We start from the raw sequence: 10,661 nt of genomic DNA on the forward strand, positions 1-10,661 counted from the left end.
CAACCGGTCCCGCAACTCCCGGCAGGGCGTGTCCGGCCCGGCGGGCGGCATGCGGGCGGCCAGAAGGGCGGCCGGCAGGACGGCGGTCACGGCGGCCTCCGTTTCCGGCGCGCCGCCCGGAGCGGGACTGGTCGGATCGGAATGGAGCACAGGGGCGCGGCCTCGTCAGACGGATGGGACGGTCGGTCCGGCGCCGAAGCAGCCCCGGACCGTCCATCCTGCCAGACGTTCGTTTGCAATTGGTTGCCGCGTCAAACGGGGCCGGCCTGCGGCGCCGGGTTTTCCGGAGCGCCGTTTCCGCCCGGCCCGCCGGTCGCCGTGACCTGCACGTCCACCGTCATGCCGAGGAAGTCCGCCGGCGCCCCGGTCCAGGACCCGGCGAGCGGAACCGCCTGCGCCGGGTCGCGGGCGACGGCGACGCGGATCAGGTTCCTGCCGCCGACGATGCCGTTGGTCGGGTCGAACTCCACCCAGCCGCAGCCCGGCAGGTAGACCTCCACCCAGGCGTGGGTCGCCCCGCCGCCGGTCATCGCCCCCTCCCGCCCGTCCCGCGCGGGATCGTAGAGATAGCCGGACACGAAGCGCGCCGCGAAACCCAGCGAGCGCGCGGCCTCCATCATCAGCAGCGCGAAATCGCGGCAGGAGCCGCTCTTCAGCGTCAGCGTCTCCACCGGGCTCTGGGTGCCTTCCAGGTCGCGGGCCTGATAGGTGAAGGTCTCCTTGATGCTGCGGGTCATCGAGACCAGCATCGCCTGCGTGTCGGGCGGCCCGCCCTCGCCCAGCGTCACGAACCGGCGGGCCCAGTCGTCCACCAGATGGTCGGGGTCCGGGTAATGCCGCTGGGTGGTCAGCGCGAGATCCGGCACCTCCTCCGCGGAATAGCTGAAGGGATAGGAGCGGGCGTAATCCTCGATGGGGAATTCCAGCTCGCCCATCGGGTAGTGCTCCACCCGGATGTGGCTCTCGAAGCGCAGCTCCGCCGCCGGCTGGTCGAAGCGCGCCACCGCGATGGAGTTGCCGAACACGTCGTGGAGCCACCGCACGGAGGCCGGCACGGGGCTGATGACCAATCCGGTTTCGACCAGCCGCAGGTCGTGGCTGTCGCGGGGCCGGAACATCAGGCGGTGATCGCCGAAGGTCACCGGGTTGGCATAGCGGTAGACGGTGGTGTGGTGGATGTCCAGGGTCATCATGGCGCCCGCCCTTTCCGTAAGCCGACACCAAACGTCGGCATTTGTGAATGGTTCCGAATCACAGTATGGTGCTCGGGCATTCGGGTGGCCGTGCCGGGGAGGGACGGCGGCCAACGCGCGGCCCGGGCCGGATGGGCCGGATCACGCGCGCCAGAGAGACGACAACAAGGGGACTTCCATGCCTTCGCGCCTCGAACAGCTCTGCATTGAAAAAGGGCTGAAGATGACCGATCAGCGCCGTGTGATTTCGCGCGTGCTGTCGGAGGCCGCCGACCACCCCGACGTGGAAGAGGTTCACCGCCGGGCGTCCTCCATCGATCCGCGCATCTCCATCGCCACCGTCTACCGGACGATGCGCCTGTTCGAGGATGCCAACGTCATCGACCGGCTGGACTTCGGCGACGGGCGCGCCCGCTATGAAGAAGCCGGGTCGGAGCACCACCATCACCTGATCGACCTCGAATCCGGAAAGGTGGTGGAGTTCCAGAATGAAGACCTCGAACGGCTGAAGGAAGTCATAGCCCGCGAACTCGGCTATGAACTTCTCGGCCATAGGCTCGAACTGTATGGTGTTCCGCTGCGCCGCCGCGCCACCACGTCGGAGGGGGAGTGACTCCCGGGCGTGCCCGGGCTTGAGTCCTTCGGATTCACCGGGCACCATCCGGACGGTAATCCCATCAATTGTGGGTTGCGCCGGGCGCGGGGCTGTCCGGAGACGGTTCGTGGTCCTAGCTTCGGAAGGCACACGAATCATCGACGGACCAACCGCCGCCATGGACGACACGAACAACGACCCGGTTCTCGCCCGCCTCGACCGGCTGACCGACAGCGTCACCCGCCGCCTGGACAAGCTGGAGGAGCGCCTGCGCATCCTGGAGCAGGACAACGGCGAGATCATCAACCTCCTGATCGCCGTGAAGGCGGGGCTGGAGGAGTGCGCCGGGGATCTGGCCACGGGCGACCTGCTGATCGAGGCGGAGGAGGCGGACGAGTCTCCCAGCCCGTCCCTTCACTGAGCGGACCCGGCACCGGGTTGCCCCGGCCACCGGTCTTCCACTTATTTGACTTGTGACGCGGCGCGTTCCGCCGGATAAGGGCGCCATGCAGACCAGCGCCGCCTCTCTCTCGGATGTCATGACGCCCGGCCCTTCAACCGGCGGCACCGCTCCCCCGGCGTCCCCCCTGGCCGCCATCGCGCCGGGGGTGGCCTTCTTCGACTTCGACGGGACGCTGATCCACGGCGACAGCCTGCTGATGTTCATCGGCGAGGTGATCGGGCGCAACCGCGCCCGGCTGGCCTTCCTCGACGCCCTGCGCTCGGGCCTGCACCGCCACGCCCGCGGGCGCGGGCCGGGGGTGGATTTTCCGGGCTCGGTCAAGACCATCCTGCTGCGCCGGACGCTGCGCGGCGTTCCGGTGGCCGACGCGCTGGCCGCCGCGGAACGGCTGGTCCACCGCATCCGCTGGCACGCCCCGCTGGTGGAGACGCTGAAGATGCACCGGCGCGAGGGGCGCCGGGTGGTGGTCGCCACCGGGGCGCTCGACATCTACATGCCGGCCCTGCTGCGCGGGTTGAACGTCGACGATCTGCTGGCCACGGGTATGGAGGTGCAGGACGGCGCCCTGACCGGGCGGCTGTGCACCGGCAACTGCGTCCGGCTCGACAAGCTGGAGCGGGTGCGCGGCTGGATCGCCGCCAACGGCCCCTTCGGCGAGACCTGGGGCTACGGCAACCGGCCCAGCGACCTGCCGATGCTGTCCATCGTCGACCGCCCCAGCGTCGTGAAGATCCGCTGACCGGCCGACGGGAACCACCCACGGGGATTTGCAACCGTCACCCGGGTGGCGTAGAAAGCCCTCCAGCACCAATGGGCCAGCACCAATGGGCCAGCACCAACGGGCCAGCACCAACAGGAGTCCGTGGCGATGCCCCCCATGCAGGCCGGCTTTTCCATCGACGCCGACATCCGCCCGCCCGGCCAGGGGGACCGCCGCGCCGTCGTCGCGGACGACGATCCCGGCCAGCGGGACGAGCTGGCCCGCCATCTGACCGCCCGCGGCTTCACCGTGACCAAGCTGTCCAGCGGGTTCGAGGCCCTGACCGTCATCGGGGCGGAGGGTCCCGCCGTCGCCCTGCTGCGCCGCCACCGTCCGGAGGACGAGGCGGACCGGGCCGCGGCGCTGGCCTGCATGCTCTACCCCCGCACCCGGATCATCCTGACCGCCGCCGCGCCGGATGCCCAGCCGGACAACAGCCCGGTCACCGTGCTGACCCGCCCGGTGGATCTGGATCTGCTCGACCGCTGCCTGGAAGGGTTATAGAACAATCTCCACCGGCATCCCCGCGGCGAGCCCGGCATCTTGGTCGGCGCGGCCCCGGTTGACGGCGATCTCCGCCAGACCGCTGGAATTCGCGTACCACAGCGCCTCCCCCACCGGAACGTCGGCGAAGGTCCGGCCACGGCGCACCGTGCGCCCGCCGGCCCGCAGGACCGCGTTCTCCGGCAGCCGGTCGGCGCGCAGGCCGGTCATGGCGTTGCCGTAGACGTCCACATAGACGATCCGCGCCAGATCGTCCGGCCAGCCGGGCCGCGCGATGGAGTCCGGACCGGCGGGCTCCAGGGCGACCGGGGTCCCCATGGCGAGGCTGGCCGCCACCGGGGCGAACAGGTCCCGCCCGTGGAAGCTGGCCGACAGCCGTTCGGGCCGCCAGCCGATGGTCCAGGCCCGCACCGACTCCGCCCGGCGCCGCACCAGCTCGAACAGGCCGTTGTCCGGCCCGACGAAGCGGCGCCCGTCGGCCTCCACCACCAGCGGACGGCGGTCGGTCCCCACGCCGGGGTCCACCACGCAGAGGAAGACGCTGTCCGCCGGGAATTCCGGAGCGTAGGCGGCCAGCAGATAGGCCGACAACTGCGGGTCGAAGGCGGGCGCGTCGGCGAACAGGTCGATGACCGGCAGGCCCGGCGCCATCCGCGCCAGCACCGCCTTCATCTGCCCGGTGTAGGGGCCGGACAGCCCGAAATCCGTAAAGAGCACGATCATGCGGCCAGTATAGCGCACCCCGCCCCGTCCGGTAAGGCACGGAATCGTCCCTCGCCGCCTTGCAACAGGTAACAGGCGCTTCATATATTCAACGGAACCCAAATGCACTCGGCTCCGTTTACTTTCTCCGCACGCCCTATCATTGCCGATCTTTGTCGGGACCAATGAATATGAACATATGTTCAAACACCTTCGCCACGAAGAGCCTGACGAAGTTTATCGCCGTCGTCGGTCTGGCGGTGGCCCTGCTCCTGCCCGGCCCGGCCCGGGCCGAGGGGAAGCGCCCCGTGATCGTCGCCACCACCGGCATGGTCGCCGATCTCGTGCGGGCGGTGGCCGGCGACCGGGCGGCGGTGGAGGCGCTGATGGGCGAAGGCGTCGATCCGCACCTGTTCAAGCCCACCCGTTCCGACACGGTGCGGCTGCTGCGGGCGGACGCGGTGTTCATCAGCGGGCTGCATCTGGAAGGCAAGATGACCGGCGCCTTCGACCGGCTGCGCGAGTCCGGCAAGCCGGTCGTGGCGCTGGGCGAGGCGGTGCCGGAGGACCGGCTGCTCAGCCCGCCGGAGTTCGAGGGCGCCCACGATCCGCACATCTGGATGGACGTGGGCATGTGGGCGCGGACGCTGCCCGCCATCCGGGACGGGCTGACCCGGCTCGACCCCGCCGGGGCGGAAACCTACGCCCGCAACGCCGGCGCGTACGGGGAGGAGCTGGCGCGGCTCGACGCCTACGCCCGGCGCATCCTGTCCTCGATCCCCCGCAAGGCCCGCATCCTGGTGACCGCCCACGACGCCTTCAACTATCTGGGCCGCGCCTATGGGATCGAGGTGCGGGGCATCCAGGGCATCAGCACCGAATCCGAGGCCGGTCTGCGCATCATCGAGGAGCTGGCCGCCCTGCTGGCCGACCGCGGCGTGCCGGCGGTCTTCCCGGAAACCAGCGTGTCCGACCGCAACGTCCGCGCCCTGGTCGAAGGGGCGGGGGCGCGCGGCCACCCCGTGACGCTGGGCGGCGCCCTGTTCTCCGACGCCATGGGGGCGCCCGGCAGCTACGAGGGCACCTACATCGGCATGATCGACCACAATGTGACGACCATCGCCCGCGCGCTGGGCGGCGACGCGCCGGCCGGCGGCTTCCAGGGCAAGCTCGCCCTGGCGCAGCGCTGACGCGGCGGAGGAGGAACGGACCATGCAATATCTCTGGCGCACCCCCGGCAGCCGCACCGCCCCCGAGGAAGCCTCGCCCATCGGGCCGCCGCCGCTGGAGATCCGCGGCCTGACCGTCGCCTACCACCGCCGCCCGGTGCTGTGGAACGTGGACTACGCCGCCCCGCCCGGCGGGCTGATCGCGGTGGTCGGGCCGAACGGGGCGGGCAAATCGACGCTGATCAAGGCGTGCCTGGGGCTGGTCCCGCGGGTGTCGGGCGCGGTCGAGGTGTTCGGGCGCCCCATCGCGAAACAGCGCCGCCTGATCGGCTATGTGCCGCAGCGGGAAAGCGTGGACTGGGACTTCCCCGTCTCGGCACTCGACGTGGTGGCGATGGGCCGCTACGGGAAGATCGGCTGGTTCCGCCCGGTCACCCGCGCCCACAAGGAGGCGGCTCTGCACGCGCTGGAGCGGGTGGGCATGGCCGACTTCGCCAAACGCCAGATCGGGCAATTGTCCGGCGGGCAGCAGCAGCGCGTCTTCCTGGCCCGCGCGCTGGCCCAGGAGGCGCAGCTCTATTTCATGGACGAGCCCTTCGCCGGGGTGGACGCGGCGACGGAGCGCGCGGTGCTCCAGGTGCTGCGCGACCTCGACGCCGCCGGGCGGACGGTGATCTGCGTCCACCACGATCTTCAGACGGTCAGCGATTATTTCGACCACGCCCTGCTGCTGAACACCCGCGTGGTCGCCCAGGGGCCGGTCGGGCGGGTGATGACGCCGGACCTGCTGTCCCGCACCTACGGGGGGCGGCCCATGCCGGCCCCGGCGGCGGTGGAGGCGTCATGATGGACGAGGCGCTGCGCATCCTGACCTTCCAATCCGGCTTCAACAGCGCCGTGGTGGTCGCCGGGACCGCGGCGCTGGGGCTGGCGGGCGGGACGGTCGGCACCTTCCTGCTGCTGCGCCGCCGCGCGCTGGTCAGCGACGCGCTGAGCCACGCCACCCTGCCGGGCATCGCCGTCGCCTTCCTGGCCGGGGCGGCGCTGGGCCTGCCGGAGCGGTCGCTGCCGCTGCTTCTGGCCGGGGCGGTGGTCAGCGGGGTGGCCGGGCTGCTGACCGTGCAGCTTCTCTCCCGCTTCACCCGGCTGACCGAGGATTCGGCCATCGGGGCGGTGCTGTCGGTCTTCTTCGGGCTGGGCGTCGTCCTGCTCAGCGTGATCCAGAATCTGGAGCTGGGCGGGCAGGCCGGGCTGAAGACCTTCATCCTGGGCCAGACCGCCGCCATGGCCCAGGGCGAGGCCATCGCCATCGGCCTGCTGGCCGCCGGGGCCGCCCTGGCCGTCGCCCTGCTGTTCAAGGAGCTGCGGGTGCTGGCCTTCGACCCCGGATTCGCCGCCGTGCAGGGCTGGCCGGTGGGGGCGCTCGACCTCGTGCTGATGGGGCTGGCCACCTTCGTGACGGTGATTGGGCTTCAGACGGTGGGGCTGATCCTGGTGGTGGCGCTTCTCATCATCCCGCCCGCCGCGGCGCGCTTCTGGACCGACCGGCTGCCCGCCCTGACCGTCGCCGCGGCGGTGATTGGCGCCCTGTCGGGCTGGCTGGGCGCCACCCTGTCGGCCCTGTTTCCCAAGCTGCCGGCGGGAGCGGTGATCGTTCTGGTGGCGGGGGGCTTCTTCCTGGTCAGCTTCCTCTTCGCGCCGGCCCGCGGGCTGGTCGCCGCAGCACTGCGCCAGGGGCGGCTGCGCCTGTCCTTCGCGGAGCGGCGCGCCCTGACCGACCGGCTGGCCGGCCGGCCGGTGGAGGGCGCCATGGCGCTCTGGCTGCGCCTGCGCGGCTACGCCCGCAACGGTGCCCTGACCCCGGCGGGCCGCGGCGCCGCCTTGGCCGCCGAGCGCGACCGGCGGCTGTGGGAGCGTTTCCTGGCCGATTACCCGGCCCTGCTGCCCGCCCACGCCAATTGGGGCGTGGACCCCATCGACTCGGTCCTGCCCGGCGACATGGTCCGGCTGCTGGAGGAGCGGAGCACCCCGTCATGATGCCGGACGTCCAGGAATTCCTTCAGATCGACGCCCCCGCCCTGCTGGCCGCGGTGCTGGCCTGCGCCGCCTGCGCGCTGGTCGGGAATTTCCTGGTGCTGCGGCGCCAGGGAATGATGGGCGACGCGGTCAGCCACGCCATCCTGCCCGGCATCGTCGGCGGCTTCCTGGTCGCCGGCACGCGGGAGACGCTGCCGATGATGCTCGGCGCGCTGGCCGCCGCGGCGCTGGCCGGCCTGCTGATCGAGGCGGTGCGGCGGCTGGGCCGGCTGGAATCCGGCGCCGCCATGGGCGTCGTCTTCACGGTGATGTTCGCCGCCGGGGTGGTGATGATCGAGCAGGCCTCCGCCGGGGGCGTCGATCTGGACGCCGACTGCGTGCTCTACGGCCAGTTGGAGACCATCCTGTGGCTGGCCCCCACGGGCTGGGACTCGCTGCGCGACCCGGCGGTGTGGGCGGCCCTGCCGCGGGAGGTGCTGACGCTGGCCGCCGTCTTCGCGCTCTGCGCCGCGCTGGTCGGGCTGTTCTACAAGGAGTTGAAGATCACCACCTTCGACCCGGCGCTGGCCTCCACGCTGGGCATCCCGGCGGGGCTGTTCCATTACGGGGTGGTGCTTCTGGTGGCGGCCACCGCCATCGCCGCCTTCGAGGCGGTGGGCTCCATCCTGGTCATCGCCATGCTGATCGCCCCGCCCGCCGCCGCCCGCCTGCTGACCGACCGGCTGGCCGTTCAGATCCTGCTCAGCGTCGCGCTGGGGGTGTTGGCGGCGCTGGCCGGCTACGGCGCCGCGGCCTTCGGGCCGATGCTGCTGGGAGCCTCCCACTCGCTGAACGCCGCGGGCATGATCGCCGTGGCGTCGGGCCTGATCCTGGCGCTGGCCGTTCTGTTCGGACCGCGCCACGGCCTGCTGGGCCGGCGCCGCGCCATCGGCCGGCTGCGCCGCGACCCGGAAGCCGTCGCGTGACGCCGGAACAGGTAGCCGCGTTTTTTCACCACAGAGACACAAAGACACAGAGACAAGGGGGGACCTGAAACCCGAAGATATCGCGGTCCGGGGGCAAGACAATCGGAGGGTTCGCCCCCTCTCTCCATGTCCCTGTGGCAAAGCCCACGCCATGGACGGCGCCATCGCAGAAAAGAAACCGCGCCGACGGAGTAAAGAACCATCCCGGGCTTTCCTCCCAGCCCCGTTGCTCCGCCGATGCAAAAGCCGTAACGTCGGCGCGTCGACCCATGCGGAGCGCCGAATGCCGTTCCCTCACCGCTGGCTGCGCCGTTGGAGCGGGCTCACCCTGGTCGCGCTGCTCCTCTTGCTGGGGAGCGCGCTGCACACGCTGCAGCATCTGCTGGAGCACGAAACGGACGAACTGATCTGGCCGCTTCTGGGGATCGCGTTGGCCGGCGCGGTCGTCGCCCTGGCGGTGATGCGCGAACGGGAGGCCACCCGGCGCGCCCAGGCGGAAGCCCACGCCGCCGAAGCCCGCGCGGCGGACGCCAACCGCCGCCTGACCGAAGCCATCGAGGTCGTCAACGAGGGATTCGTCCTGTTCGACGCGGAGGACCGGCTGGTCCACTGCAACGCCCGCTTCCGCGAGATCTGCGCCCCCATCGGCCCGGTGGAACCGGGCGTCGCCTTCGAGGAGCTGGTCCGCCGGGGCGCCGCCGCCGGCCAGTTTCCCGATTGCGACCCCGCCGGAATCGACCGCTGGGTGGCGCAGCGGATGGAGCAGCACCGCAACCCGCAGGGGCCGCAGGTGAAGCGCATCGGCGACGGGCGCTGGTTCAAGATCGAGGAGCGGCGCACCAGCGACGGCGGCTATGTCGGGCTGCGCACCGACATCAGCGAGCTGAAACAGCGCGAGCAGGAGCTGGCCCACAAGTCCGACCTTCTGGAGGCCACCTTCAGCGCCATGTCGCAGGGGCTTCTGGTGTGGAGCGCGGACGGCCATTTCCTGACCTGCAACCGGCGCCTGCTGGAAATGCTGGACCTGCCGGACGGCGCGGTCCATCCCGGCTTGCGCATAGACGGCTTCCTGCGCTTCCTGGCCGACCGCGGCGAGTTCGGCCCCGGCGACCCGGCGGAGATCGCCGCCCGCCACCTGACCAACCTGCTTCCCGAAGGCATCAGCCGCGTCGAGCGCACGCGCCCCGACGGCCGGGTGCTGGAGATCACCGCCAGCCCCCTGCCTGACCGGTCGGTCCTGATGACCTACACGGACATCACCGAGCACCGCCGGACGGAGGCGCAGCTCCGCCTTGCCAAGGAACAGGCGGAGCTGGCCAGCCGCGCCAAGTCGGAATTCCTGCGCACCGTCAGCCACGAGATCCGCACCCCGATGAACGGCGTGCTGGGGATGCTGGGCCTGCTGCTGGACGGTTCGCTGGGCGAGGAGCAGCGCACCTACGCCCGCACCGCCCGCGAATCGGCGGAAGCGCTGCTGTCCATGCTGAACGACGTCCTGGACATCTCCAAGATGGAGGCCGGGAAGCTGACCCTGGACTCGGACCGCTTCTCCCCCGCCGAGGTGCTGGAGAGCGTGGTCGAGCTTCAGGCCGCCCGCGCCTTCGCCAAGGGGATCGAGCTGGCCGTCTGCATCCCCGGCACCCTGCCGGCGGCGCTGCGCGGCGACTCGGGCCGGGTGCGGCAGGTTCTGCTGAACCTCGTCGGCAACGCCGTGAAATTCACCGACCGCGGCGGCGTGGCCGTCACCCTGTCGGAATGGGAGGGCGAGGACCCTGCCCAGCCCCATGCCCCGCCGCGCCTGCGGTTCGAGGTGGCCGACACCGGTCCCGGCATCCCGCCCGACGCGCAGGCCGACCTGTTCACCGAATTCTCCCAGGTCCATCCCCGCCTGTCCCGCCGCCACGACGGCGCCGGGCTGGGGCTGGCGATCTCCAAGCGGCTGGTGGAGATGATGGGGGGAAGCATCGGCTTCGACAGCACCGCCGGCCAGGGCAGCCGTTTCTGGTTCACCCTGCCGCTGGAGCCCGACGCGGAACGGACCGCCGGTGCGGAACCGCCGCTGGCCGGTGAATCGGTCCTGCTGCTGGAGTTCAACCCCGTCGTCCGGCGGGCGCTGGCCGAGCAGCTCCGCTCCTGGGGGGCCGTGGTCGCCGCGCCCGATGCGGAGGAGATGGTCGCCGGGCTGGACGCCGGCACCCTGCCCGCCGCCGGCACCGCGGTGATCGGCAGCGTGGAAACCCCGGTCGCCGGCTCCCTGCCCGACCGGCTGCGCG

The 10,661-nt window shown here is 71.4% G+C and carries 11 protein-coding genes; 9 read left to right on the forward strand and 2 right to left on the reverse strand.

Going from position 1 to position 10,661, the window contains the following annotated elements:
- Nucleotides 1-251: 251 nt before the first annotated feature.
- Complete coding sequence (locus QSG27_RS24640) at nucleotides 252-1,193, reverse strand: transglutaminase family protein (RefSeq protein ID WP_306710823.1); 942 nt, start codon at nucleotides 1,191-1,193, stop codon at nucleotides 252-254.
- Between the two features lie 178 nt (nucleotides 1,194-1,371).
- On the opposite strand from QSG27_RS24640, the gene QSG27_RS24645 reads away from it, so the two are divergent.
- The 4 genes from QSG27_RS24645 (at nucleotide 1,372) to QSG27_RS24660 (ending at nucleotide 3,515) form a co-directional block, all read left to right on the forward strand.
- Nucleotides 1,372-1,806, forward strand: coding sequence for a Fur family transcriptional regulator (locus tag QSG27_RS24645; RefSeq protein WP_306710825.1), 435 nt, complete (start codon nucleotides 1,372-1,374; stop codon nucleotides 1,804-1,806).
- Nucleotides 1,807-1,966: 160 nt separating this feature from the next.
- Complete coding sequence (locus QSG27_RS24650; protein WP_306710827.1) at nucleotides 1,967-2,209, forward strand: hypothetical protein; 243 nt, start codon at nucleotides 1,967-1,969, stop codon at nucleotides 2,207-2,209.
- Between the two features lie 85 nt (nucleotides 2,210-2,294).
- Complete coding sequence (locus QSG27_RS24655; RefSeq protein ID WP_306710829.1) at nucleotides 2,295-2,990, forward strand: HAD family hydrolase; 696 nt, start codon at nucleotides 2,295-2,297, stop codon at nucleotides 2,988-2,990.
- A gap of 129 nt (nucleotides 2,991-3,119) precedes the next feature.
- The gene (locus QSG27_RS24660) at nucleotides 3,120-3,515 is read left to right on the forward strand and encodes a response regulator (protein ID WP_306710831.1); all 396 of its coding nucleotides are present in this window, start codon (nucleotides 3,120-3,122) and stop codon (nucleotides 3,513-3,515) included.
- Here the strand turns inward: QSG27_RS24660 and QSG27_RS24665 are convergent.
- The gene (locus QSG27_RS24665) at nucleotides 3,510-4,238 is read right to left on the reverse strand and encodes an SAM hydrolase/SAM-dependent halogenase family protein (protein ID WP_306710833.1); all 729 of its coding nucleotides are present in this window, start codon (nucleotides 4,236-4,238) and stop codon (nucleotides 3,510-3,512) included. The genes QSG27_RS24660 and QSG27_RS24665 overlap by 6 nt on opposite strands.
- A 170-nt stretch (nucleotides 4,239-4,408) precedes the next feature.
- On the opposite strand from QSG27_RS24665, the gene QSG27_RS24670 reads away from it, so the two are divergent.
- The 5 genes from QSG27_RS24670 to QSG27_RS24690 form a co-directional block, all read left to right on the forward strand.
- The gene (locus QSG27_RS24670) at nucleotides 4,409-5,407 is read left to right on the forward strand and encodes a metal ABC transporter solute-binding protein, Zn/Mn family (RefSeq protein WP_306710835.1); all 999 of its coding nucleotides are present in this window, start codon (nucleotides 4,409-4,411) and stop codon (nucleotides 5,405-5,407) included.
- A gap of 22 nt (nucleotides 5,408-5,429) precedes the next feature.
- On the forward strand, nucleotides 5,430-6,233 hold the full coding sequence (locus QSG27_RS24675) for a metal ABC transporter ATP-binding protein (RefSeq protein ID WP_306710837.1): 804 nt from the start codon (nucleotides 5,430-5,432) through the stop codon (nucleotides 6,231-6,233).
- Entirely contained in the window at nucleotides 6,230-7,423 is a 1,194-nt protein-coding gene (locus QSG27_RS24680) for a metal ABC transporter permease (RefSeq protein WP_306710839.1), read from the forward strand. Before QSG27_RS24675 ends, QSG27_RS24680 begins: the two co-directional genes overlap by 4 nt.
- Entirely contained in the window at nucleotides 7,420-8,388 is a 969-nt protein-coding gene (locus QSG27_RS24685) for a metal ABC transporter permease (protein WP_306710841.1), read from the forward strand. Before QSG27_RS24680 ends, QSG27_RS24685 begins: the two co-directional genes overlap by 4 nt.
- Nucleotides 8,389-8,671: 283 nt before the next feature.
- Nucleotides 8,672-10,661 (forward strand): hybrid sensor histidine kinase/response regulator (locus QSG27_RS24690; protein WP_306710843.1); only part of this gene is annotated, 1,990 nt, incomplete at its 3' end.

Source organism: Azospirillum isscasi (genome assembly GCF_030849505.1).
Classification (GTDB): Bacteria; Pseudomonadota; Alphaproteobacteria; order Azospirillales; family Azospirillaceae; genus Azospirillum; species Azospirillum isscasi.